The organism is Streptomyces sp. MUM 203J (genome assembly GCF_022414595.1).
Lineage (GTDB): Bacteria > Actinomycetota > Actinomycetes > Streptomycetales > Streptomycetaceae > Streptomyces.
The window spans coordinates 1-23,260 of record NZ_JADWYO010000008.1; the positions used below are offsets into that span (position 1 = coordinate 1).

19 protein-coding genes are annotated in these 23,260 nt (G+C 73.9%); 15 read left to right on the forward strand and 4 right to left on the reverse strand.

What is annotated here, in order from left to right; all coding sequences use genetic code 11:
* Positions 1 to 531 precede the first annotated feature (531 nt).
* Positions 532 to 1,899: an SWIM zinc finger family protein gene (locus I3F58_RS06900; RefSeq protein WP_240107346.1), complete on the reverse strand. Its 1,368-nt coding sequence runs from the start codon at positions 1,897 to 1,899 to the stop codon at positions 532 to 534.
* 127 nt (positions 1,900 to 2,026) lie between these two features.
* Between I3F58_RS06900 and I3F58_RS06905 the strand changes: the two genes are divergently transcribed.
* From I3F58_RS06905 to sucD, 5 genes are all read left to right on the forward strand, one after another.
* Entirely contained in the window at positions 2,027 to 3,163 is a 1,137-nt protein-coding gene (locus I3F58_RS06905; RefSeq protein WP_374207920.1) for an AAA family ATPase, read from the forward strand.
* Positions 3,160 to 5,628 carry a DUF5682 family protein gene (locus tag I3F58_RS06910; RefSeq protein ID WP_240107347.1) on the forward strand — a complete coding sequence of 823 codons (2,469 nt, stop codon included), beginning with the start codon at positions 3,160 to 3,162 and terminating at the stop codon, positions 5,626 to 5,628. The genes I3F58_RS06905 and I3F58_RS06910 overlap by 4 nt, the downstream gene beginning before the upstream one ends.
* The gene (locus I3F58_RS06915) at positions 5,625 to 6,812 is read left to right on the forward strand and encodes a VWA domain-containing protein (RefSeq protein WP_240107348.1); all 1,188 of its coding nucleotides are present in this window, start codon (positions 5,625 to 5,627) and stop codon (positions 6,810 to 6,812) included. Before I3F58_RS06910 ends, I3F58_RS06915 begins: the two co-directional genes overlap by 4 nt.
* Positions 6,813 to 7,266: 454 nt before the next feature.
* Positions 7,267 to 8,445: an ADP-forming succinate--CoA ligase subunit beta gene (sucC, locus tag I3F58_RS06920; RefSeq protein WP_240107349.1), complete on the forward strand. Its 1,179-nt coding sequence runs from the start codon at positions 7,267 to 7,269 to the stop codon at positions 8,443 to 8,445.
* A gap of 24 nt (positions 8,446 to 8,469) precedes the next feature.
* Entirely contained in the window at positions 8,470 to 9,354 is an 885-nt protein-coding gene (gene sucD, locus I3F58_RS06925) for a succinate--CoA ligase subunit alpha (protein ID WP_240107350.1), read from the forward strand.
* Between the two features lie 91 nt (positions 9,355 to 9,445).
* Here the strand turns inward: sucD and I3F58_RS06930 are convergent, their stop codons facing one another.
* Entirely contained in the window at positions 9,446 to 10,306 is an 861-nt protein-coding gene (locus I3F58_RS06930; protein WP_240107351.1) for a hypothetical protein, read from the reverse strand.
* Positions 10,307 to 10,381: 75 nt separating this feature from the next.
* Here I3F58_RS06930 and I3F58_RS06935 point away from each other — a divergent pair, with 75 nt between their 5' ends.
* The gene (locus tag I3F58_RS06935; protein WP_240107352.1) at positions 10,382 to 12,016 is read left to right on the forward strand and encodes a DUF6350 family protein; all 1,635 of its coding nucleotides are present in this window, start codon (positions 10,382 to 10,384) and stop codon (positions 12,014 to 12,016) included.
* Positions 12,017 to 12,437: 421 nt separating this feature from the next.
* Here I3F58_RS06935 and I3F58_RS06940 read toward each other — a convergent pair whose 3' ends face one another.
* Positions 12,438 to 13,190, reverse strand: coding sequence for a hypothetical protein (locus I3F58_RS06940; RefSeq protein WP_240107353.1), 753 nt, complete (start codon positions 13,188 to 13,190; stop codon positions 12,438 to 12,440).
* A gap of 259 nt (positions 13,191 to 13,449) precedes the next feature.
* Here I3F58_RS06940 and purN point away from each other — a divergent pair, with 259 nt between their 5' ends.
* Together purN and purH are read left to right on the forward strand one after the other, a co-directional pair.
* Positions 13,450 to 14,082, forward strand: coding sequence for a phosphoribosylglycinamide formyltransferase (gene purN / locus I3F58_RS06945; protein ID WP_240107354.1), 633 nt, complete (start codon positions 13,450 to 13,452; stop codon positions 14,080 to 14,082).
* Positions 14,069 to 15,622 carry a bifunctional phosphoribosylaminoimidazolecarboxamide formyltransferase/IMP cyclohydrolase gene (purH, locus tag I3F58_RS06950; RefSeq protein WP_240107355.1) on the forward strand — a complete coding sequence of 518 codons (1,554 nt, stop codon included), beginning with the start codon at positions 14,069 to 14,071 and terminating at the stop codon, positions 15,620 to 15,622. The genes purN and purH overlap by 14 nt, the downstream gene beginning before the upstream one ends.
* A gap of 378 nt (positions 15,623 to 16,000) precedes the next feature.
* Here the strand turns inward: purH and I3F58_RS06955 are convergent, their stop codons facing one another.
* Entirely contained in the window at positions 16,001 to 16,555 is a 555-nt protein-coding gene (locus I3F58_RS06955) for a hypothetical protein (protein WP_240107356.1), read from the reverse strand.
* A gap of 251 nt (positions 16,556 to 16,806) precedes the next feature.
* Between I3F58_RS06955 and I3F58_RS06960 the strand changes: the two genes are divergently transcribed.
* From I3F58_RS06960 to I3F58_RS06990, 7 genes are all read left to right on the forward strand, one after another.
* Positions 16,807 to 17,664: a bifunctional methylenetetrahydrofolate dehydrogenase/methenyltetrahydrofolate cyclohydrolase gene (locus tag I3F58_RS06960; RefSeq protein WP_240107357.1), complete on the forward strand. Its 858-nt coding sequence runs from the start codon at positions 16,807 to 16,809 to the stop codon at positions 17,662 to 17,664.
* A 273-nt stretch (positions 17,665 to 17,937) separates the two neighbouring features.
* On the forward strand, positions 17,938 to 18,318 hold the full coding sequence (locus I3F58_RS06965; RefSeq protein ID WP_240107358.1) for a DUF3017 domain-containing protein: 381 nt from the start codon (positions 17,938 to 17,940) through the stop codon (positions 18,316 to 18,318).
* Between the two features lie 236 nt (positions 18,319 to 18,554).
* Positions 18,555 to 19,532 carry an XRE family transcriptional regulator gene (locus I3F58_RS06970; protein ID WP_240107359.1) on the forward strand — a complete coding sequence of 326 codons (978 nt, stop codon included), beginning with the start codon at positions 18,555 to 18,557 and terminating at the stop codon, positions 19,530 to 19,532.
* A 168-nt stretch (positions 19,533 to 19,700) separates the two neighbouring features.
* Entirely contained in the window at positions 19,701 to 20,690 is a 990-nt protein-coding gene (locus tag I3F58_RS06975; RefSeq protein WP_240107360.1) for a malate dehydrogenase, read from the forward strand.
* 104 nt (positions 20,691 to 20,794) lie between these two features.
* Complete coding sequence (locus I3F58_RS06980) at positions 20,795 to 21,049, forward strand: helix-turn-helix transcriptional regulator (protein ID WP_240107361.1); 255 nt, start codon at positions 20,795 to 20,797, stop codon at positions 21,047 to 21,049.
* Complete coding sequence (locus tag I3F58_RS06985) at positions 21,046 to 21,588, forward strand: hypothetical protein (protein ID WP_240107362.1); 543 nt, start codon at positions 21,046 to 21,048, stop codon at positions 21,586 to 21,588. The genes I3F58_RS06980 and I3F58_RS06985 overlap by 4 nt, the downstream gene beginning before the upstream one ends.
* 103 nt (positions 21,589 to 21,691) lie before the next feature.
* Positions 21,692 to 23,200, forward strand: a complete 1,509-nt coding sequence (locus tag I3F58_RS06990; RefSeq protein WP_240107363.1) for an aldehyde dehydrogenase family protein — start codon at positions 21,692 to 21,694, stop codon at positions 23,198 to 23,200.
* The last annotated feature ends 60 nt before the right edge of the window (positions 23,201 to 23,260 follow it).

A 23,260-nucleotide genomic window follows, 5' to 3' on the forward strand; every position in this document is an offset into this window, starting at 1 on the left:
GCGCAGGCCCGCGCGGCGGCGGACGGTGTGCAGGGCGGCTGCGTCGAGCAGGGCGAGGGGCGGGTCGGCGCCCTCCGCGACGAGGGCGGGGCCGGGGGGCCGCCGGTCGGTGCCGAGCAGCGCGGAGGTCACGAGGTCTTCCCACAGAGTGGTGGTCATGTCAGCTCCAGGCGGTCAGGGTGCGGGCGCGGGGGAGGCGGGCGTTCAGAGGGGCCGGGGCGGTCGGCTCCGGCGGGGCGGCTGCCGTCCGCGGGGCCGGCGCGCTCCGCCCCGGCGGGACCGGAGCCGCCGGGTGCGGGTGTCGTGGTGCGGGAGGACGGGGGCGTCGGTGGTGCCGGTCTGCCGGGGCGGGGTGCTCGCCGCCGTGTCGTTTCTGCGACGCCGTCCGGGTGTGGTCCGTGCCGGCGGTGCCGGTGCTGGTGCCGGCTGCCGGGCCGGGGCCTCGGCCCGGCGGAAGCGGGGCAGTCGGCCACGTCTCCCCGCCGCGGCGGAACAGCGCCCGCGGGGCGCCTCCCCGGTGTGTGCCGACGTTCAGGTCAGGGCCACCGGACCCGGGGTGTCCGCGGCGTCATGGGGCCACACGGCCAGGGGGGTGAAGCCACGGTGGCCGCATTCGCCGAAGACGGTGACCGGTGCGCCGCCCGAGACCGACGCCAGGCGCCACAGGCCCGGGCCGGACGTCGCCGTGTGGGTGAGGGGCAGGGCCGATGCGCCGTCCGCGTCGGACAGCTGCCAGCCGCCGCCTTCCGCCGGGACCGGTATGACGTCCCCCACGGTCACCGGCCACGTGTCCAGCCACGGATCCTCCTGCAGCGCCAGGCCGTACGCGGTGAGCGCGTCACCGGCCGTGCCGCCCGGCGGAGGGGTGTCCGACGCCACGGGCGCCGCGTACCTCCGGCCCAGCTCGGCCCGCAGCCGGCCCGCGCCCGGATACGGCGTGACCTCGGCGTCGAGCACCGCACCCACGGGCAGCGCCAGTTGCGGGGCGCGCCCGGCCGCGCCGAACGACAGCAGCAGGGCCGTGCGGCCCGTCGCCTGCCCGTACAGCCAGATGCGACGTGCCGTCAGCTTGTTGTCCGGCGTGTCGTACTGCGCCAGGACCAGCCACCGGTCCCGTACCGCCGGGCCCTCCGCCGGGACCGGGATACCCACCCGGGTGCGTACCGTCGCGGCCAGCGGGCCCGGGAGCCGGTCCACGGACAGCCACGCCCGGTCCAGCAGATGGGTCAGTGCGCTCTCCTCCAGCAGCCGCACCGGCCAGCCGGGGCCCGAGCCCGGTATCGCGCCCAGCTCGCGCACCCGGCCCGCGAGGCCCGGCGCCTGCGCGTCGACCATCCTGCGGGCCGTCTCCTCCCACAGCCCGTACCCCGCCTGCTCGGCCGCGGCGAGGCCGCCCCGCAGCAGGTCCGCCAGCCGCTGTTCCAGTTCCTCCGCACCGGCGGTGACCCGGGCCGCCCGGTTCGCGGCCCGGCGCCGCGCGGCCTCCGCGTCGGCCGGAGCGGCGGATCCGCCCCCGGAACCTCCGGAGGCCTTCGCCTTCTCGGCCTCCTGTGCCCGGCGGCCCTCCAGCCACTGCTCGGCCCAGTCCGGCGCGTCCCCTCCGGTCGGCACGGTTCCCTCGTCCGCCGCCCACAGGAGCAGCAGCCCCAGTGCGTGCTTGCACGGGAACTTCCGGCTCGGGCAACTGCACTTGTAGGCCGGCCCCGCCGTGTCGACGACCGTCCGGTACGGCGTGCTGCCGCTGCCCTTGCACAGGCCCCAGACGACGCCCTCGCCGCTGCACCCCGTACCGGACCACGGCCCGGACGCGCCGAGCCTGCCTCCCGCTTTGCGTGACGCGGCGTCAGGAGCCAGGTCCAGCACCTGTTCCGCCGTCCAGCGCACCCCCTGCTGATTCATGGTCCCGACCGTAGGACCTGCCACTGACAATCCCTTCCGACCTGCACCGACGGCCGACTGTCAGTGGCGTGGTGCACCGTGGAATCCACACCGATCGAGCATGTGAACGATCTGGAGGGGGAGTTCCATGACCATGCCCGGAAGCCACGGGAAGGCCCCGGCCGGGGCCGGAGAGAAGGCCGCCGCGCAGGCCCTGCGGCCGCACGCCGAGGACGCGTTCGCCCACGAGCTGGCCGCGCTCGCCGCCGCCGACGACCGGCCGCGCCCGGAGCGCTGGAGGCTGTCGCCGTGGGCCGTCGCCACCTATCTGCTCGGCGGCACCCTGTCCGACGGCACAGTGATCACACCCAAGTACGTGGGCCCGCGCCGGATCGTCGAGGTCGCCGTCACGACCCTCGCCACCGACCGCGCCCTGCTGCTCCTCGGGGTGCCCGGCACCGCGAAGACCTGGGTCTCCGAGCACCTCGCCGCCGCCGTCAGCGGCGACTCCACGCTGCTCGTCCAGGGGACCGCGGGCACACCCGAGGAGGCCATCCGCTACGGGTGGAACTACGCACAGCTCCTTGCCCACGGCCCCAGCCGCGACGCCCTCGTGCCCAGCCCCGTCATGCGGGCCATGACCGACGGCATGACCGCCCGCGTCGAGGAGCTGACCCGCATCCCCGCCGATGTGCAGGACACCCTGATCACGATCCTGTCCGAGAAGACCCTGCCGGTCCCCGAACTGGGCGAGGAGGTCCAGGCCGTCCGCGGCTTCAACCTGATCGCCACGGCGAACGACCGCGACCGCGGCGTCAACGACCTGTCCAGCGCCCTGCGCCGCCGCTTCAACACGGTCGTGCTGCCGCTGCCGGAGACACCCGAGGCCGAGGTGGACATCGTGGCGCGGCGCGTCGACCAGATCGGGCGCTCCCTCGACCTGCCGGCCGCGCCCGAGGGCAGCGACGAGATCCACCGGGTCGTCACCGTCTTCCGCGAACTGCGCGACGGCGTCACCGCCGACGGCCGCACCAAGCTCAAGTCGCCCTCCGGCACGCTCTCCACGGCCGAGGCCATCTCCGTCGTCACCAACGGGCTGGCTCTCGCCACCCACTTCGGGGACGGGGTGCTGCGTCCCGGGGACGTCGCCGCGGGCATCCTGGGCGCGGTCGTCCGCGACCCGGCGGCCGACCGGGTCATCTGGCAGGAGTACCTGGAGACGGTCGTGCGCGAGCGGGACGGCTGGAAGGACTTCTACCGAGCCTGCCGGGAGGTGTCGGCATGACGGCCGCCCGGACGGCCGCCGGCGGGGCGCTGCTGCTGGGGGTGCGGCACCACGGGCCCGGGTCCGCGCGGGCCGTGCGGGCGGCGCTGGACACGGCCCGGCCGCGCGCGGTGCTCGTCGAGGGCCCGCCCGAGGGGGACGCGCTGGTCGCGCTCGCCGCCGACGAGCGGATGCGCCCGCCGGTCGCGCTGCTGGCCCATGCCGTGGACGACCCGGGGCGTGCCGCGTTCTGGCCGTTCGCCGCGTTCTCGCCCGAGTGGGTCGCCGTGCGCTGGGCTCTGGAGCACGGCGCCGCCGTGCGGTTCTTCGACCTGCCGGCCGCCCACTCGCTCGCGATGATGGGTGACCCGACCTGGGACGACGACGAGGACGACGACGAGACCGGCGACGGCGACGACGGGGCCACGGCCGCGCACTCGCCCCGCGGGCTGCGGCGCGACCCTCTCGCCGTACTCGCGGGGACCGCCGGGTACGACGACCCGGAGCGCTGGTGGGAGGACGTGGTCGAGCACCGCGCGGGAGCGGCGGGCGACGGGGACCCGCTCGCGCCGTTCGCGGCCGTCGCGGAGGCCATGGGCGCGCTGCGGGAGGCGCCCGACGGGCAGCCGGACGTCGCCGCCCGGGGACGGGAGGCCGTACGCGAGGCCCACATGCGGCTCCGGCTGCGGGCCGCCCGCAAGGAGTACGGCGAGGACGTGGCCGTCGTCTGCGGTGCCTGGCATGTGCCCGCCCTGCGGGCGAAGACCACCGCCACCGCCGACCGGGCCCTGCTCAAGGGCCTGCCCAAGGTCAAGGCCGAGACGACCTGGGTGCCGTGGACCCACCGCCGGCTGGCCCGCCGCTCCGGGTACGGCGCCGGGATCACCTCGCCCGGCTGGTACGGGCACCTGTTCGACGCGCGGGACCGGCCCGTCGAGCGGTGGATGACCGGGGTCGCCGGGCTGCTGCGGGCCGAGGACTACGCCGTGTCGTCCGCGCACGTCATCGAGGCGGTACGGCTCGCCGGGACGCTCGCCGCCATGCGCGGGCGTCCGCTGCCGGGGCTGGCCGAGACGACCGACGCGGTACGGGCGGTGATGTGCGACGGCTCCGACGTGCCGCTCAACCTCGTGCAGGACCGGCTGATCGTCGGGGACGTCCTGGGCGAGGTCCCGGACGGCGCCCCCGCCGTCCCGCTGCAACGGGACCTGGCCAGGCTCCAGCGGAGTCTGCGTCTCAGGCCCGAGGCGCTGGACCGGGAGCTCGACCTGGACCTGCGGAAGGAGACCGACGCCGCGCGCAGCCGTCTCCTGCACCGGTTGCGCCTCCTCGGCGTCGACTGGGGGGCGCCCGCGGCCGGGCGGGGCGGCGGCACCGGGACGTTCCGGGAGAGCTGGCGGCTGCGCTGGGACCCGGAGCTGCACGTGCGGGTCGCGGAGGCCGGGGTCTGGGGCACCACGGTGCTGGGCGCGGCCACCGGCAGGGCCGAGGCGCGGGCCGCCTCGGCGGAGGCCCTGACGGACATCACCGCGCTGGCCGAGCAGTGTCTGCTGGCCGAACTGCCCGACGCCCTGCCGCGCGTGATGAAGGCCCTCGCCGACCGGGCCGCGCTCGACACGGACGTCGGGCGCCTCGCCCAGGCCCTGCCCGCCCTCGCCCGCTCCCTCAGATACGGGGACGTACGCGCCACGGACACCGCCGCGCTCGCGGAGGTCGCCACCGGGCTCGCCCTGCGTATCTGTGTCGGCCTGCCGCCTGCCTGCACCGGGCTGGACACGGACGGCGCGAACGAGATGCGCGGCCACCTCGACGCCGTGCACACCGCGATCCGCCTCCTCCCCGGAGCCGGAGCCGGAGCCGGAGCCGGAGCCGAAGCCGCGGCCCGGGCCACGGCCGGCACCCGGCCCGGCACCGAGGACGTCACCGCCCGGTGGAGCGGCGTCCTCGGCGTCCTCGCCACCCGGGACACCGTCCCCGGGGTCATACGCGGCCGTGCCGCACGGCTGCTGCTGGACGACGGGCGCCTCCCCGAGGAGGAGGCCGCATGGCTCATGGGCCTCGCCCTCTCGCCCGGCGCGGAGCCCGCGGACGCCGCGGCATGGATCGAGGGGTTCGTCGGCGGCGCGGCCGGGCCGGACGGGACCCGGGACCGGTCCGGCGGGCTGCTGCTCGTCCACGACGAGCGTCTGCTGGGGCTGGTCGACGCCTGGCTGACGGGGGTGCCGGCGGAGGCGTTCACCGATGTGCTGCCGCTGCTGCGGCGCACGTTCTCGGCCTACGGCTCCGGGGTGCGGCGGACGCTGGGCGAACTGGTGCGGCGCGGGCCCGCGGCCGGGGGCGGCGGGCCCGCGCTCAGCGAGGCCGGGGCGCCCGGCTTCGGGCCCGGACTGGACGCGGACCGTGCCGACGGGGTGCTGCCGCTGCTGCGGCTGCTGCTCGGAGGCGAGCAGGACGACGAGACGAGACTGGTGGGGGTGGGGCTGTGACCACGGGGAGTCCGGCGGCGGGTTCGACGCGTGAGGAAGAGCGGCTGCGGCGGTGGCGCCTGGTGCTCGGGGGCGGTGAGGCCGACGGAACAGGCTGCCGGCTGACCGGTGCCGACGCCGCCATGGACGGCACGCTCGGCGCGCTGTACGGGGGGACGGCTGCGGGCGCCGGGCGGCGCGGGGGCGGCGGGAACCGTTCGGCGGGGCTCGGGGGCTCCGCGCCGGACGTCGCCCGGTGGCTCGGGGACATCCGTACCTACTTCCCGAGTTCCGTCGTCCGGGTGATGCAGCGGGACGCCATCGACCGGCTCGGGCTCGCATCCCTGCTGACGGAACCGGAGATGCTGGAGGCCGTCGAGGCGGACGTCCATCTCGTGGGCACTCTTCTGTCCCTCAACAAGGCCATGCCGGAGACCACCAGGGAGACCGCCCGCGCGGTCGTCCGCAAGGTCGTCGAGGACCTGGAGAAGCGGCTCGCGACCCGCACCCGCGCCACCCTCACCGGCGCGCTCGACCGCAGCGCCCGCATCAGCCGGCCGCGCCACCGGGACATCGACTGGGACCGGACGATCCGCGCCAACCTGAAGAACTACCTGCCGGAGTACGGCACGGTCGTACCGGAGCGGCTGATCGGATACGGGCGAGCCTCGCAGGCGGTGAAGAAGGAGGTCGTGCTGTGCATCGACCAGTCGGGGTCGATGGCCGCGTCGGTGGTGTACGCCTCCGTGTTCGGCGCGGTGCTCGCCTCCATGCGGTCGATCGCGACCCGGCTCGTCGTCTTCGACACGTCCGTGGTGGACCTGACCGACCGGCTGGACGATCCGGTGGACGTGCTGTTCGGCACGCAGCTCGGCGGCGGCACGGACATCAACCGGGCGCTGGCCTACTGCCAGTCGCAGATCACCCGGCCCGCCGAGACGGTCGTGGTGCTGATCAGCGACCTGTACGAGGGAGGCATCCGCAACGAGATGCTGAAGCGGGTGGCGGCGATGAAGGCCGCCGGGGTGCAGTTCGTGTCCCTGCTCGCCCTGTCCGACGAGGGCGCGCCCGCCTACGACCGCGAGCACGCCGCCGCGCTGGGCGCGCTGGGCGCTCCGGCCTTCGCCTGTACGCCCGATCTGTTCCCGGAGGTCATGGCGGCGGCCCTGGAGAAGCGGCCGATACCGGTGCCGGAGCCGGCCTGAGCGGGATGCGGCCCGCCGTTCCGGCCCGCTCGCGGCCGGAGCCGTGCCGTCCGCGCCGGGCGTGACCGCGTACCCGACGGCCGACACCGCGCCCCTCGCCGACGGGGCGGTCGCGGGTGCCGAGGGCACCGTGACGGCGGTCACCCCGGACGTTTCGGCCACACGCCGGATCGGATACGAAATCCGTGGCTACGGGCGGCCTCACACCCTCCGGGGCCGCCCGTTAGAGGTTCCGCGCTGTGACAGGTATCACCGCTCTGGTGTGATCTGCGATTTAGGGCGCCACGTCCTACGGCGATAACCTGCGAGACGGACATGCCGCGTCACACGGACACCGTGTACGCCCTCCCTCAGTGACAGAGCAGTCACGTTGCCCTCCGCCCGCATCCCGCAGGCGCGCGGCACGCCCACGCATGACAACGAACCGCGATCACCAGAAAAGGGACGGACGCGCGTGGACCTGTTCGAGTACCAGGCGAGGGACCTCTTCGCCAAGCACGGTGTACCGGTGCTGGCCGGTGAAGTCATCGACACGCCTGAGGCGGCGCGCGAGGCAACCGAGCGTCTGGGCGGCAAGTCGGTCGTCAAGGCGCAGGTGAAGGTCGGCGGCCGTGGCAAGGCCGGTGGCGTGAAGCTGGCGGGCACCCCGGACGAGGCCGTCGCCCGCGCGACGGACATCCTCGGCATGGACATCAAGGGCCACACGGTCCACAAGGTGATGATCGCCGAGACGGCTCCGGAGATCATCGAGGAGTACTACGTCTCGTACCTCCTCGACCGTACGAACCGCACCTTCCTGGCCATGGCCTCGGTCGCGGGCGGCATGGACATCGAGGAGGTCGCCGCCACGACCCCCGAGAAGCTCGCCAAGGTCCCGGTGGACGCCAACGAGGGCGTCTCCATCGAGAAGGCCCGCGAGATCGTCGCCCAGGCGCAGTTCCCCGCCGAGGTCGCGGAGAAGGTGGCCGAGGTCATGGTCACCCTGTGGAAGACCTTCGTCGCGGAGGACGCCCTCCTCGTCGAGGTCAACCCGCTGGCCAAGGTCGCCTCCGGTGACGTCCTCGCCCTCGACGGCAAGGTGTCCCTGGACGAGAACGCCGACTTCCGTCAGCCCGGGCACGAGGCCCTGGAGGACAAGGCCGCGGCCAACCCGCTCGAGGCCGCGGCCAAGGCCAAGAACCTCAACTACGTCAAGCTCGACGGCGAGGTCGGCATCATCGGCAACGGCGCGGGTCTGGTCATGTCGACCCTGGACGTCGTCGCCTACGCGGGCGAGGCCCACGGCGGCGTGAAGCCCGCCAACTTCCTCGACATCGGCGGCGGCGCCTCCGCCGAGGTCATGGCCAACGGCCTGGAGATCATCCTCGGCGACCCGGACGTCAAGTCCGTGTTCGTCAACGTGTTCGGTGGCATCACCGCCTGCGACGAGGTCGCCAACGGCATCGTCCAGGCCCTGGAGCTGCTCAAGTCCAAGGGCGAGGACGTCACCAAGCCCCTGGTCGTGCGCCTCGACGGCAACAACGCGGAGCTGGGTCGGAAGATCCTGTCGGACGCGAACCACCCGCTGGTGCAGCGCGTGGACACCATGGACGGCGCGGCCGACAAGGCCGCCGAGCTCGCGGCTGCGAAGTAATAGGGACGAGGTCACAGACACACCATGGCTATCTTCCTCGACAAGGACAGCAAGGTCATCGTCCAGGGCATGACCGGCGCCACCGGCATGAAGCACACCAAGCTCATGCTCGCTGACGGCACCAACATCGTCGGCGGCGTGAACCCGCGCAAGGCCGGCACCAGCGTCGACTTCGACGGCACCGAGGTCCCGGTCTTCGGCTCCGTGGCCGAGGCGATGGAGAAGACGGGCGCCAACGTCTCCGTCCTCTTCGTGCCGCCGGCCTTCGCCAAGGCCGCGGTCGTCGAGGCCATCGACGCCGAGATCCCGCTCGCGGTCGTCATCACCGAGGGCATCGCGGTGCACGACTCCGCCGCCTTCTGGGCGTACGCGAAGGCCAAGGGCAACAAGACCCGCATCATCGGCCCGAACTGCCCCGGCCTGATCACCCCGGGTGCCTCCAACGCGGGCATCATCCCGGGCGACATCACCAAGCCGGGCCGTATCGGCCTGGTCTCGAAGTCCGGCACGCTGACGTACCAGATGATGTACGAGCTGCGTGACATCGGCTTCTCCTCCTGCGTCGGCATCGGCGGTGACCCGGTCATCGGCACCACCCACATCGACGCGCTGGAGGCCTTCGAGGCCGACCCGGAGACCGACCTCATCGTGATGATCGGTGAGATCGGCGGCGACGCCGAGGAGCGCGCGGCCGACTTCATCAATGCCAACGTCACCAAGCCGGTCGTCGGCTACGTCGCGGGCTTCACCGCGCCCGAGGGCAAGACCATGGGCCACGCCGGCGCCATCGTCTCCGGCTCCTCCGGCACCGCCCAGGCGAAGAAGGAGGCCCTGGAGGCCGCGGGTGTCAAGGTCGGCAAGACCCCGACCGAGACGGCGAAGCTGGCGCGCGCCATTCTCGCCGGCTGAACGCAGCCCCGAAGGCCGCGACCGACCGGCCGCGGCCGCAGGTGAACGGGTCCGCCCCCCCGGCTTTCCGGGGGCGGGCCCGTCCGCGTACTCAGCGGGCGTCGGGAACCAGCCGGGGCGGGCCCGTCACCGCCTCCCGGCCGAGCCGTTCCCGCAGCTGCCTGTCCCGTGCGCTGAGCTGCTGCTGGCCGCCGCCCAGCGCGGGGACGCCCGCCACGGCCTGACCGGGGGAGACCGGCGGCTCGTAGCGAGTGGGTGCGGTGGCCAGCGTGAACAGGGTCGCCGCCGCGATGACCGTGGTGAGCGTGACGGTGCCGCGCACCCAGAGCCGCACCCGCCGCTCGCCGCCTTCGCGGACCGTCACGGGCGGCGGCAGGGCCTCGGCGCCCTTGGCGTCCGGGGCTGTGAGCAGGGCGGCGAGCCGCGCCTGCAGCCGCTCGGGGTCGGCCGCCTCCGGGATCCGGGCCGCGACCGCCTCGCGCGCGTGCAGCAGCCGGTGCCCGGCGGCCGGGGTGCTGGCCTCCGTCTCGGCGGCCGTCTCCGCGAGGCCGAGGCGCAGGCCGTCGAAGAGCAGGAGGGTGCGACGGTACGAGGGCGGGAGCGCGAGCAGGGCCAGGCGCAGGGCCGGGTCGTCGTCCGCCACCCGGGGCTCCTCCCGGTGGCCGGGGCGCAGCCGGTGCCAGGGTGACAGGGCGTGCTCGTGGGTGGCCGCACGCACCCAGCCGGCCGGGTCCCGGTCGACGGCGACGTCCGGCCAGCGTTCCCACGCCCGGTGGAAGGCCCGCTCCACGGATTCGCGCGCGAGCCCGGGGCGCCCGGTCAGCAGATACGCCTGCCGTACGAGGGCGGGGGCGGCGTACCCGTAGAGCGCGTCGAACGCGTCGGCGGGTGTGCGGGGCGAGGCGGGTGCGGGGTTCACGGGGCGCGCGGGGCACTCGGCTGAAAAGTGCATAAACGTATCTTGAGCGACACAACGGGCATCCGCCTGTTACATGGCTGCAGCGCGTGTCGTTGGCAGCATGCTGACGTGACGAATCAGACGGTGCAGGCGGCTCGGGCGACGGCCGAGGAACCGGCGGGTGAGGCGCCCGCCGTCGTGTACGGCGGCAGCGCGGGCGCCGCCACGGCCGTGTGCCTGGTGCGCGGGGTGATCGCGGCGGGGCTCGGCCTCGGCGCACTCGCGGTGCTGGCGACCCTGGCATGGATCAGCTCCCCGTACCTGGACAGCGGCCCCGGCGGCGCCCTGCGCGTGGCAGCGGCCCTCTGGCTGCTGGCGCACGGCACGGAACTGGTGCGGATGGACACCCTGTCCGGGCTTCCCGCGCCGATGGGCCTGGTCCCGCTGCTGCTGAGCGTGCTGCCGGTGTGGCTGGTGTACCGGACCTCGCGGGACGCGCTGGACCCGGGGGACGGGCGGGTGCGTCCCTCCACGGGCGGCGTGGTGATGACCGTGACGGCGGGCTATCTGGCGGTCGCGGCGGTCGCGGTGGCGTACGCACGGGGCGGGGCCGGGCCGGCCGCCGACCCTCTGAGCGCGGCGCTGCACGTGCCGTGCCTGGTGGTCGCGGCGGCGCTGGCCGGGGCGTGGACGGCGCACGGGCGGCCCGTGGGGCCGGTGCCCGCGTGGGTGCCGGAGTGGGCGCGGCGGGCTCCGGCACGGTCGCGTTCGCTGGCGGCGGCGCGGGCGGCAGGCGGGGCGCTGGTGGTGCTGCTCGGGGGCGGTGTGCTGGTGGCGGCGGTGGCGGTGGCGTGGCACGCGGGGGAGGCGCGCGCGTCGCTGCTGGGCCTGTCGGGGGACTGGGCGGGGCGGGCGGCGGTGCTGGCCCTGGTGGTGGCGCTGCTGCCGAACGCGGCGGTGTGGGGTGCGGCGTACGGGCTGGGGCCCGGTTTCCTGCTGGGTACGGGGGCGGCGGTGACCCCGCTGGGGGTGAGCGGGGCGGCGGCGGTACCGGACTTCCCGCTGCTGGCGGCGGTGCCGGAGGGCGCGGGGCGGGGCGGCTGGACGACGTGGGCGGCCGGGGTGGTGCCGGTGGCCGCAGGGCTGGTCGCGGGGTGGCGGGTGGCGGGGGCGGCGGCGCCTCCTCGCCCGGGCTCCCGGCTTCGCTCCGGCAGCGGGGACCCTCATGCGCGGCGCGGCGGGGCGTGGACGGCGCGCGGCACCGCGGGGGCGGCACTGTCGGCCGGTCTCCTGACGGGCGCCGCGGTCGCCGCCCTGTCGGCTGCCGCGGAGGGGCCCCTGGGAGCGAACCGTCTCGCCGCGTTCGGCCCCCTCTGGTGGCAGACAGGCCTGGCGGCGGCGGTGTGGGTGGCGGTGCTGGGGCTGGCGGCGGGCCTGGGGGTCCGCGGGTGGCGGATGCGGGGGGAGGCGGCCGCGGCGGCCGAGCGGGCGTCGGGGTGGCGGGCGAGGCTGCGGGGCCTGCGGGAGTGGCGGCCTCGTACGGTCACGAGGTTCCGGGGGTGGCGGGCACGCGGGCGGGGCGGGGCGGCCGGGGCCGTACCCGGTGGCGAACCGGTGGACTCGGGGACTCCAGGGCCTGAGGCACTCCGGCCGGAGGCGGAGGAGGCGGGCGCGCCACAGGAGTACGGCGCGCTGCCTGCCGTGTGGGAGGAGGACGTGTCCGGGTCCGGACGCGGCGGCGACGCCGGTCCGGCCGTCTCCTGAGGCGGGCCGGCGGTTCCTCCCCGCCCGCCCTTCCCGGCCTCACTCGGTCCGCGGCCCCGCCGCACCGGCGGGGCGCACCGGCCCGGGCCGACCGTCGTCGCGCCTGAGCGGCGTCGTCCTCAGGTGCCGGGCAGGCCTGGCGCGAGCCCGTGCGGCACCCGGACCTCCGGGCCGGGGCCGCTGCCCCCGGGAGGCCGGGCGGGTCGAAGTGCCCGGGAGACGGTTCCTCCCGGGGCCGGGCCGACCGGTACATGCCGGGACTGGTGTGCCGCCGGGCCGAGGCGTGACCGCCCGGTGCCTGACGGCGGCCTCCGGGGGGCCCGCCGGAGGTGCCGCAGCGGCCGGGGCCCGGCACCTCCGGCACCCGGGTGCGTCGCCCCCGGCCGGGGAAGGAGCGGCGAGACGGGGAGAAGCCTCGGGGTCAGTTCTGCAGGCTGCCGTTCCACTGGCCCGGCGTGGGCTCCTTGAAGCCGATGAGGTCCCGCAGCGGCTCGGGGAGCCGTTCGTTGCAGGCGACTGCTCCGTCCTTCGTCAGAGCGTCCTCCACGCACGAGTAGAAGTCGTGGTACACGAGCTTCAGCGTGAACATCGACGCGACGATCAGCAGCGCCAGCGACGCCGTGATGATGCCGCTCACCGCGGCCGTCACCTGGGAGCGCGCCGCCCCGGAGGCGGCCTCACCGGAGGGTGCGGGCTCGGCGGAGCCGCTGCCGCTCCTCGCGCGCAGCGCGCTCACACCCCAGTACAGCGACAGCGCGCCCAGCAGCAGGGCCAGCTCCATGAACTGGAAGACCGCGAAGAAGAACCCCCACATGCCGCCGAGCAGTGCGTAGCGGGCGCGCCGCTGGGCCGGGTCCCTCGGGTCCCAGCGCAGCTGCGGGCCCTCGCGGCCCGGGCCGCCCTGGCCGTCGCCCTGACCGCCACCGCCCCCGGCCCCGCCTCCGCCGAAGCCGCCGGAGGAGCGCCCCGGCTGGCGCGGGCTCCACTGGCCGCCGGGCGCCCCGGAGCCGTCCCGGTCCTCGCCGTTCTCGTCCCCGCCCCCGGAGGGGTGCCGCGGCTGCCAGGGCTGGTCCGGCCGGCCCTCCGGCGGCGGCGCGAACGGATTGCTGTCGTCCGTGGACTGGCGTTCCCGCGGCAGGAGATGGATGGCCGTGCGGCGGCGTCGGTCCGGCATGTGGTGAACGTCTTCCCCTCAGACCCGGGCGGCCGGTGCAACGTCCGCCCCGCGGTCTTGTGTTGTCGTGTCCGTCCGTCGTCGGGGACGGCTCCGCCCCAGACGCTACCGCCCGGGTCCGCCCCCGTCCCGTGGGGGAGGGCCGCCGTGCCGGTATCGTTGCTGACGGTCGGCTCGTTCGTAGAGTTCCCCGTATCCGAGGGTGCGACGCGTTTGTACGACCACACAAAGCCGTACGGAACAGCGAAAAGAGTCCCCCGTGGCTGCCGCCGCCCCCGCCCGCCTCGTCGTCCTGGTCTCCGGCTCCGGAACGAACCTCCAGGCGCTGCTCGACGCGATCGCCGCCGACCCGGACGGGTACGGGCAGCAGGTCCGGGTCGTCGCCGTGGGCGCCGACCGTGCGGGCATCGCCGGTCTGGAGCGGGCCGAGCGCGCCGGGGTGCCGACTTTCGTGTGCCGGGTGAAGGACCACGCGACGCGCGAGGAGTGGGACCGGGCCCTCGCCGAGGCGACCGCCTCGTACGAGCCCGACCTCGTCGTCTCCGCCGGTTTCATGAAGATCGTCGGCAAGGAGTTCCTCGCCCGCTTCGGCGGCCGGACGGTCAACACCCATCCGGCTCTGCTGCCCAGTTTTCCCGGTGCCCACGGAGTGCGGGACGCGCTCGCGTACGGCGCGAAGGTCACCGGATGCACCGTCCACTTCGTCGACGACGGCGTCGACACCGGCCCGATCATCGCTCAGGGCGTGGTCGAGGTCCGGGACACGGACGACGAAGCCGCTCTCCATGAGCGCATCAAGGACGTCGAGCGCAGGCTGCTCGTCGATGTCGTGGGGCGTCTGGCCCGGCACGGCTACCGCATTGAGGGACGAAAGGTTCATGTCGGTGAATAAGCCCATCCGTCGCGCGTTGATCAGCGTCTACGACAAGACGGGGCTGGAGGAGCTGGCCCGCGGGCTGCACGAGGCGGGCGTCGAGCTGGTCTCCACGGGCTCCACGGCCTCGAAGATCGCCGCAGCCGGTGTACCGGTCACCAAGGTGGAGGAGCTGACCGGCTTCCCCGAGTGCCTGGACGGCCGGGTCAAGACCCTGCACCCGCGCGTGCACGCCGGAATCCTGGCCGACCTGCGCCTGGACGCCCACCGCGAGCAGCTCGCGGAGCTCGGCGTGGAGCCGTTCGACCTCGTGGTGGTGAACCTCTACCCGTTCGAGGCGACCGTCGCCTCCGGCGCCGGACCCGACGAGTGCGTCGAGCAGATCGACATCGGCGGCCCGTCGATGGTCCGCGCCGCCGCCAAGAACCATCCGTCGGTCGCCGTGGTCACCTCCCCCGCCCGGTACGCCGACGTCCTCGCCGCCGTCCAGGCCGGCGGGTTCGACCTGGCCGCCCGCAAGCGGCTGGCCGCCGAGGCGTTCCAGCACACCGCCGCGTACGACGTGGCCGTCGCCTCCTGGTTCGCCTCCTCCTACGCCCCCGCCGACGAGAGCGCCTTCCCCGACTTCATGGGCGGCACGTACGCCCGGAAGAACGTCCTGCGGTACGGCGAGAACCCCCACCAGGACGCCGCGCTGTACGTGAACGGCAAGGGCGGCCTGGCCGAGGCGGAGCAGCTGCACGGCAAGGAGATGTCCTTCAACAACTACACGGACACCGAGGCCGCGCGCCGCGCCGCGTACGACCACGCCGAGCCCTGCGTCGCGATCATCAAGCACGCCAACCCGTGCGGGATCGCCGTCGGCGCGGACGTGGCGGAGGCCCACCGCAGGGCGCACGCCTGCGACCCGCTGTCGGCGTTCGGCGGCGTGATCGCCGTCAACCGCCCGGTGTCCGCCGCGATGGCCGAGCAGGTCGCGGAGATCTTCACCGAGGTCGTCGTCGCGCCGGATTACGAGGACGGCGCGGTCGAGATCCTGGCCCGCAAGAAGAACATCCGTGTGCTGCGCTGCCCGGAGGCGCCGTCCGCACCGGTGGAGCTGAAGCCGATCGACGGCGGTGCGCTCCTCCAGGTCACCGACCGTCTCCAGGCCGACGGCGACGACCCGTCGACCTGGACCCTCGCCGCGGGCGAGGCACTGCCGCAGGACGAGCTGGCCGAGCTGGCGTTCGCGTGGAAGGCCTGCCGGGCCGTCAAGTCCAACGCGATCCTGCTCGCCAAGGAGGGCGCCAGCGTCGGCGTCGGCATGGGCCAGGTCAACCGCGTCGACTCCGCGAAGCTGGCCGTCGAGAGGGCCGGTGAGGAGCGGGCGCGCGGCGCGTACGCCGCGTCGGACGCGTTCTTCCCGTTCCCGGACGGCCTGGAGATCCTGACGGCGGCGGGCGTCAAGGCCGTGGTGCAGCCGGGTGGTTCGGTGCGTGACGAGCAGGTGGTCGAGGCCGCGAAGAAGGCGGGCGTGACGATGTACTTCACGGGTACGCGGCACTTCTTCCACTGACACTGCCGCCGCCGAGGCGACCGTACGGCGCCGGGGTCCCTCTCCCGTGAGGGGCTCCGGCGCCGTCGTGTCCGGCGGCCCGGCGGCGGGCCGTCCCCTTGCGGGTGCGAGTCCCGTTCGGGGCGCGGTTGTTCCTGGTGTCCCAGGCGTTCCGAACCGGACGCGCTCCACGGGGGTACGGCATGGCCACGACTGTCCCGTGCCGCCGTCCGGGCGCCGCTGCCGCCGTCACCGCCGCGCCGGGTGCCGCCTCGCGAACCGGCTTGCGCCGGGCCCCGTCAGCGTATGCAGAAGGCCCGGGGCCTGGTGCCGCCACAAGAGGTGACGGCCCACGCCCCGGGCCCGGTGTACGGCGTACCACGCGCCGCAGCGCGTTGTCTATGCGCGCGGGCGGTTGAACCAGGCCTTGCTGTCGCCCTTCGCCGCGAAGACGATCAGCAGGATCGCAAGCACGATCGTCGCGATACCGATCGGCATCTGGAACAGACCGCCCACGATCGCGAACGCCGCCCACACGATGGCGCAGGTCCGCACCGTGTTGGTGCCGTTCACGTACTTCAGGGCGATGATCAGGCCGAGAATCGCGAAGATCACGGCGAAGACGACGAACATGATCACGACGCCCTTGCCTATGCTGGCGGCCAGCTCGACCTCGTCCGAGCCCACGCCGGTGGTGCCGCGGCTGGCCTCCTCGACGGCCTTGTCGACCTCGCCGAGCGTCGCCAGCGCGTAGACCGAGAAGATGGCCTGCAGAGCGACGATGACCCACACCATGATGCGGCCCGTCTTGACCGAGCTGGGCATCGGCATGGCCTGGGCCGCGTAGCCGGGAGCGCCGTACGGGCCGGGCGCGGGGGCCTGCGGGTAGCCGTAACCGGGCTGCTGCGGCTGCTGCTGGGCGCCGTAGGGGTTGTTCGGGTCGCCGAAGCTCATGGCGGACTCCTCCGTGGGGTATGCGGGACGCGCGGCCCGCGCGGAGGAACGTGTGCATCCTGAACGTGTCTCACACGTGTGTCAGCGGCCATGTCCCCCCGGCACTGCCCGCGGCATTGCGCCGCTCATCGTGATAGCCCGAATGGTTGTTTGTCCAGTCGATTCCCTGATTGTTGTGCGCATGCAATCCGCGTCGCACGATTCGGGACGCGAATTGGAAGGGGACGGGGTCTATCCGGGAGGATGGCGGTATGAGCGCCCAGATTCTCGATGGCAAGGCCACCGCAGCCGCGATCAAGTCCGATCTGACCGTCCGTGTGGCGGACCTGAAGGCGAGGGGTGTCACACCGGGGCTCGGCACGCTGCTCGTCGGTGAGGACGTCGGCAGCCAGAAGTACGTGGCGGGCAAGCACCGCGACTGCGCGCAGGTGGGTATCGCGTCGATCCAGCGGGAGCTGCCCGCGACCGCGACCCAGGAGGAGATCGAGGCGGTCGTCCGCGAACTCAACGAGGATCCGGCCTGCACCGGTTACATCGTGCAGCTGCCGCTGCCCAAGGGCATCGACACCAACCGGGTGCTGGAGCTGATGGACCCGGCCAAGGACGCGGACGGGTTGCACCCGACGAACCTGGGGCGCCTGGTGCTGGGTGTCCCCGCCCCGCTCCCCTGCACGCCCGCCGGGATCGTCGCGCTGCTGCGGCGGCACGGCGTGGAGATCGCGGGCGCCCACGTCGTGGTCGTGGGGCGCGGGGTCACCATCGGCCGGCCGATGCCGCTGCTGCTCACCCGGCGCTCCGAGAACGCGACGGTGACGCAGTGCCACACCGGTACGCGGGACCTCTCCGCGCATCTGAGGCAGGCCGACATCGTGGTCGCCGCGGCGGGCGTGCCGCACCTGATCAAGCCCGAGGACATCAAGCCGGGCGCGGCCGTGCTCGACGTGGGCGTCAGCCGTGACGAGAGCGGCAAGGTCGTGGGCGACGTCCATCCCGGGGTGCGTGAGGTGGCGGGCTGGGTCGCCCCGAACCCGGGCGGCGTGGGCCCGATGACCCGCGCGCAGCTGCTGGTCAACGTCGTCGAGGCGGCCGAGCGCGCCGCGGCGAACTGAACCGGGAAGGACCGGGCCATGGGCGTACGGGCGAATGACACGTCCGAGAAGGCGTCGCCTCCGGCGGGTTCCGGTCCGGCGGGCGCGGAGGCGGATGCCGCTTCCGGCCCGGCGGGCGGCGGACGGGCGGCTGAGGGCGGTGGGGTCGCGGGTGCGGATGCGCGTGACGTCTCGGATGCGGATGCGGATGCCGCTACGGGTGCGGGTGCCGGCCGTGACGCCGGTGCGGCGGCCACGGCCGTCGCCGGTGGTCCGGACGACGGCCGTTCCGCCGTGGGGGTCACTCAGGGCACCGCCCGGCCCGAGGGCGGTGGCAGGGCCGCGCCCGGCAGTGCTCCCGCGCCCGCGCGGCAGTGGCCGATGCTCACGGTGCTCGGGCTCACCGCGCTCGGGTTGCTGATCGTCGGTTTCGAGCCGTTCCCCCAGGCGCCCCGGATCGGCGCGCTGCTCATCGGTGCGGCGCTGTTCACGGGTGCGGCGCTGCGGCGGGTCCTGCCGTCGGCGGGGATGCTGGCGGTGCGCTCCCGGTTCACCGACGTCATCACCTACAGCACGTTCGGTGTGGCCATCGTGCTGTTCGCGCTCATGAGCCAGCCGGACCCATGGCTGAAGATCCCGTTCCTCAAGGAACTGGTCCACTTCACCGTCCGTTAGGGCGGCCGGCACGCGAGACGGCGCCCGTCCCCTCCCCCGAGTCAGGACGGGCACCGTTCGCTGAGAACAGCGTCATGGACGCGCCAAATCCGATCAAGGGGTATGCGCGCGCTGTGGCACGGAAGTGACAGTTCCGGAACGGTGTGAGCGCTCGGCCACGAGTGGGAAACCGTTCGCCGGAGCTGTCATCCTGACGGCGGACAGGCACTGGGGGAGCAGGACAGGGGGAGCGGACGATGCCGCGTTGGAAGACGCTGCCGGAGGAACTCGACCCGCAGGTGCGGGAGTTCGCGGGGCAGCTGCGCGCGCTGGTGGACCGCAGCGGGCTGAGTCTGGCGGTGCTGGCGGACCGGACCGGGTACAGCAGGACGTCGTGGGAGCGGTACCTGAACGGCAGGCTGCTCGCCCCGCAGGGCGCGGTCACCGCACTGGCGGAGGTGACCGGCACGAGCCCGGTGCACCTGCTGACCCTGTGGGAGCTGGCCGAACGGGCCTGGAGCCGGGCGGAGATGAGGCGGGACCCGACGATGGAGGCGCTGCGCATCGAGGAGGCCCGCGCGGCGCTCAGGGCCCGTCCGGACCGGGGCGGCCCCGGCCCCGACCGGCCCTCCGCGCCTGCCGCATCCGCCGTGGCCCCCGGGCCCGCGCCCGGGCGGGGCGGGCGCATGGTCGTGATGTTCCTCGCGGGTGCGCTGGGTGCGCTGCTCGTGGTGGCCGCGGCGGTGCTGCTGACGGACCTGGGCGGTGGCGGGAAGGGAAGCGCGGCGGGCGCGCCGGGCACGCCGTCCGCGTCGGCGTCCGCGCCGACGGTGTCCACGCCGTCGGCGCGGACACCGTCCCCGAGCGCGTCCGCGCCCCGACTGCCGCCGGGGGTCGGATGCTTCGGCGCGGAGTGCGCGGGGCGGGATCCGGAGACCATGGGCTGCGGCAGCCCGTACGCCACGACCGCGGCGTCCCGGACGGTGGGCACCGCGCGCGTGGAGGTCCGGTACAGCGAGACGTGCCGGTCGGCGTGGGCGCGGGTGACGGGGGCGTCGCCGGGCGACACGGTCGAGGTCGTCGTTCCGGGCGCGCCCGCCACCAGCCACGAACGGGCGGTCCGCGCGGGCAGGGACCACACCTACACCCTCATGGTCGAGGCGCCCGACGCCCGCGGGGTCCAGGCCTGCGCCACCCTCCAGCAGGGCCCCCGTACCTGTACACCCCTCAGCTGACTCCGCGCCCCCTCCGCAAACGCACCCGCCGGCCGGGCCCCATCCCTCGTTCGGGTGAGGTGGGACACAAGGGGGTGGGGGTTGGACAGGGGGTGGGTCGGATAGCCTGACCGACGGATCTCTTCACGTCGAGAGACCGCTCACCGCCAGCTTCTTACGGAGACCGCCATGACCCGCACTCCCGTGAATGTCACCGTGACCGGCGCGGCCGGCCAGATCGGTTACGCGCTGCTCTTCCGCATCGCCTCCGGCCACCTGCTCGGCGCCGACGTGCCGGTCAAGCTCCGTCTCCTGGAGATCCCGCAGGGCCTCAAGGCCGCCGAGGGCACTGCCATGGAGCTCGACGACTGCGCCTTCCCGCTGCTGCGCGGCATCGAGATCACCGACGACCCGAACGTCGCCTTCGACGGCGCCAACGTCGCCCTGCTCGTCGGCGCCCGCCCCCGCACCAAGGGCATGGAGCGCGGCGACCTGCTGGAGGCCAACGGCGGCATCTTCAAGCCGCAGGGCAAGGCCATCAACGACCACGCGGCGGACGACATCCGCGTCCTGGTCGTCGGCAACCCGGCCAACACCAACGCCCTGATCGCCCAGGCCGCCGCCCCGGACGTCCCGGCCGAGCGCTTCACCGCGATGACCCGCCTCGACCACAACCGTGCGATCTCGCAGCTCGCCGCCAGGACCGGCGCCGCCGTCTCCGACATCCAGCGGCTCACCATCTGGGGCAACCACTCCGCCACCCAGTACCCGGACATCTTCCACGCCACCATCGCCGGCAAGAACGCCGCCGAGGTCGTCGACGACGAGAAGTGGCTGTCCGACACCTTCATCCCGACCGTCGCCAAGCGCGGCGCCGCGATCATCGAGGCCCGTGGCGCGTCCTCCGCCGCCTCCGCCGCGAACGCCGCCATCGACCACGTCCACACCTGGGTCAACGGCACCGCCGAGGGCGACTGGACCTCCATGGGCATTCCGTCGGACGGCTCCTACGGCGTCCCGGAGGGCCTGATCTCCTCCTTCCCCGTCACCTGCAAGGACGGCAAGTACGAGATCGTCCAGGGCCTGGACATCAACGAGTTCTCCCGCACCCGCATCGACGCCTCGGTGAAGGAGCTGGAGGAGGAGCGCGACGCCGTCCGCGGCCTCGGGCTCATCTGACGCCTGGCTTCCGTTTTTGCGAAAACCCCGCTCCCGGTCGGCACCGCCGCCGGGAGCGGGGTTTTTCGTTGCCAACCCATGATCGAATGTAGTACTTCTTATACATGAGCGAGCAGGTGCACAACAGGCTGGCGATGGTGCGTGCCGAACGGAAAGTCTCCCGGCAGGCGCTCGCCGCCGCCGTCGGTGTCCATTACCAGACCATCGGCTACATCGAGCGCGGTCAGTACAACCCCAGCCTCGACCTCGCGCTGAAGCTGGCCGCCCACTTCCGGCTCCCCGTGGAGGCGCTGTTCTCCCTGGAGCCGTTCCAGCCGCTCACGACAGAGATCTACGGGGACCAGGGGAGTCAGGAATGACCGTCACGACCGCCGCCACCCGCCACGACCGCCGCATGTACGCGCTGATGAACCGGGCCGAGGGGGCCTCCCTCCACGCCACCGCCGCCCGCCGCCGCGCCTGGGTGGCCGCGCACGTCGTGCTGACCGGCGGCTACCTCGCGGCGCTGCTGGCCACCGTCCGGGGCGACGCGCTGTGGCCCGCTTTCGTGCTGCTGGGCCTGCTGGCCCCGTGGTGCCTGGCCATGGGGGTGATCAACGGCGCCACGCGTGGCCTGTTCGAACTGCGCGCCCACATGCTCGACGAGCGGCAGCGCGCCGAGCGCGACCGGGCCCGAGCCCTCGGGCACCGCTTCACGGGGGGTGCGCTCCTCGGCTTCGCCGTCGCGACCGGGGCGGCGAACTGGCTCGGGGGTGTCGAGTTCTCGGACGTCCTCTTCCCTGTCTCGCTCACCGCCTTCGCCGTGCACGCGATGATGCCCCGGTGGATCGCCTGCCTTCGTGTGGAAGACGCGCCCGAAGACGACCTGCACGACGAGGCCGTATCCGTGCAAGGGTGATCCGCGCCACTTTCGCGCATGCTTTCGCCTCCCTCGGGCAGGCGCCCGGGTCGCCGGTCAAGGCCGGTTCTGACCGCACCCGGTACGGAAGGCAACACGCGAAGTGTCGGAACAGGAAAAAACAACCATTCATGTCGACGGAGAGTGGCGAACGGCCACCTCCGGCGACACCCGAGAGATCCTCGACCCCACCGACGCCACGACGCTCGCCGTCGTGGCTGAGGGCGGTGCCGAGGACGCCGACGCCGCGATCGCCGCCGCACGCAAGGCATTCGACAACGGCCAGGGGGAGTGGCCGCGCACACCGGTGGCCGAGCGGGCCGCCCTGCTGCGCCGAGTCGCGGACCTGCTGCAGCGCGACCGCGAGGAGCTGGGGCTCCTGGAGAGCCGCGACGCGGGCAAGACCCTGGAGGAAGGCCGTGTCGACGTCGACTGCGTGACCGACGCCTTCCGCTACTTCGCCGACCTCGTCATGAACGAGAGCGGCGGCCGGGTCGTCGACGCGGGTGACCCGGACATCCACAGCGTGGTCGTCCACGAGCCCGTGGGCGTCTGCGCCCTCATCACCCCCTGGAACTACCCGCTGCTCCAGGCCAGCTGGAAGATCGCCCCGGCGCTCGCCGCGGGCAACACCTTCGTCATCAAGCCGAGCGAGATCACCCCGCTCTCCACCGTGGCCCTCGTCCGGCTGCTGGTCGAGGCCGGGCTCCCGGCCGGTGTCGCCAACATCGTCACCGGCCCCGGCGACCCCGTCGGCGCCCGGTTCGCGGACCACCCCGACGTCGACCTGGTCTCCTTCACCGGCGGCCTGGTCAGCGGTACGAAGGTGATGCGCGCCGCGGCCGACAGCGTCAAGAAGGTCGCACTGGAGCTGGGCGGCAAGAACCCCAACGTGGTGTTCGCGGACGCCTGCTCCACCCCCGAGGGCTTCGACACGGCCGTGGACCAGGCGCTGAACGCCGCGTTCATCCACAGCGGCCAGGTCTGCTCGGCCGGTTCCCGGCTGATCGTCGAGGAGTCGCTGCGCGAGCGCTTCGTGGCCGAGATCGCCCGGCGCGCCGAGAAGATCCGCATCGGCCGGGGAACCGACCCGGACGTCGAGGTCGGCCCGATGGTCTCCGCCCAGCAGCTGGCCCGCACCGAGGACTTCGTCGCCTCCGCCCTCGCGGAAGGCGCGGTCCTGCGCGCCGGCGGCGAGCGCCCCTCGGAACCGGAACTCAAGGACGGCTACTTCTACCGTCCGACCGTCCTCGACCGCTGCGACCGCCGCATGCGGGTCATCCGCGAGGAGGTCTTCGGCCCGGTCCTGACCGTCGAGACCTTCCGTACCGAGGACGAGGCCGTCGAACTGGCCAACGACACCGAGTACGGACTCGCCGGAGCCGTCTGGTCCGCCGACCCGGGCCGTGCCCGGCGGGTGGCCGCTCGGCTGCGCCACGGCACCGTCTGGATCAACGACTTCCACCCCTATCTGCCGCAGGCGGAGTGGGGCGGATTCGGCAAGAGCGGTATCGGCCGCGAGCTGGGTCCCGCCGGCCTGGCCGAGTACCGCGAGAGCAAGCACGTCTACCAGAACCTCGCCCCGCGTCCGGTGCGCTGGTTCAAGGGCTGAGCCCCAGCCCGGACCCCACCGGACCCCTGCCCGGCCCGGCAGCGCACCACGACACACGGA

Excerpts from the sequence above, each read along its gene's own strand:
- I3F58_RS06900 (WP_240107346.1), bottom strand. The coding sequence starts at position 1,899 with ATGAATCAGCAGGGGGTGCGCTGGACGGCGGAACAGGTGCTGGACCTG.
- I3F58_RS06905 (WP_374207920.1), top strand. The coding sequence starts at position 2,027 with ATGACCATGCCCGGAAGCCACGGGAAGGCCCCGGCCGGGGCCGGAGAG.
- I3F58_RS06910 (WP_240107347.1), top strand. The coding sequence starts at position 3,160 with ATGACGGCCGCCCGGACGGCCGCCGGCGGGGCGCTGCTGCTGGGGGTG.
- sucD (WP_240107350.1), top strand. The coding sequence starts at position 8,470 with ATGGCTATCTTCCTCGACAAGGACAGCAAGGTCATCGTCCAGGGCATG.
- I3F58_RS06930 (WP_240107351.1), bottom strand. The coding sequence starts at position 10,306 with ATGCACTTTTCAGCCGAGTGCCCCGCGCGCCCCGTGAACCCCGCACCC.
- I3F58_RS06940 (WP_240107353.1), bottom strand. The coding sequence starts at position 13,190 with ATGCCGGACCGACGCCGCCGCACGGCCATCCATCTCCTGCCGCGGGAA.
- purH (WP_240107355.1), top strand. The coding sequence starts at position 14,069 with ATGTCGGTGAATAAGCCCATCCGTCGCGCGTTGATCAGCGTCTACGAC.
- I3F58_RS06955 (WP_240107356.1), bottom strand. The coding sequence starts at position 16,555 with ATGAGCTTCGGCGACCCGAACAACCCCTACGGCGCCCAGCAGCAGCCG.
- I3F58_RS06960 (WP_240107357.1), top strand. The coding sequence starts at position 16,807 with ATGAGCGCCCAGATTCTCGATGGCAAGGCCACCGCAGCCGCGATCAAG.
- I3F58_RS06970 (WP_240107359.1), top strand. The coding sequence starts at position 18,555 with ATGCCGCGTTGGAAGACGCTGCCGGAGGAACTCGACCCGCAGGTGCGG.
- I3F58_RS06975 (WP_240107360.1), top strand. The coding sequence starts at position 19,701 with ATGACCCGCACTCCCGTGAATGTCACCGTGACCGGCGCGGCCGGCCAG.
- I3F58_RS06980 (WP_240107361.1), top strand. The coding sequence starts at position 20,795 with ATGAGCGAGCAGGTGCACAACAGGCTGGCGATGGTGCGTGCCGAACGG.
- I3F58_RS06985 (WP_240107362.1), top strand. The coding sequence starts at position 21,046 with ATGACCGTCACGACCGCCGCCACCCGCCACGACCGCCGCATGTACGCG.